This is a genomic window from Sutterella massiliensis, from assembly GCF_016899755.1.
Lineage (GTDB): Bacteria > Pseudomonadota > Gammaproteobacteria > Burkholderiales > Burkholderiaceae_F > Sutterella > Sutterella massiliensis.
Window position 1 is genome coordinate 1 of record NZ_JACJJC010000427.1, and the last position, 270, is coordinate 270.

The 270-nt window shown below is 74.4% G+C and carries 1 protein-coding gene; it reads left to right on the forward strand.

Annotated features, from left to right (window positions below; all coding sequences use genetic code 11):
* A partial coding sequence (locus H6A60_RS13190; protein WP_205105321.1) for a DMT family transporter occupies positions 1 to 270 on the forward strand: 270 nt, incomplete at both ends.

The following is a 270-nucleotide window of genomic DNA, read 5'->3' on the forward strand; positions in this document are numbered from 1 at the left end:
GCAGCGTCCTTCGGGCTTTCCGGCGCCCTCGCCCGGGGCCTACTCGACGCGGGCTGGAGCGCGGGCGCCGTCGTCCTGGCCCGGCTCGCGATCGGGGCGCTGGTCGTCGGGCCGATCGCGGCCCGCGCGCTCCGGGGCAACTGGGGCGCCCTGCGAACCAACGCGTGGTTCATCCTCGTCTTCGGCGCGATCCCCGTCGCCGGTGCACAGTTCGCCTACTTCTCGGCGGTCCAGCGGATGGACGTCGGGCCGGCGCTCCTGATCGAGTAC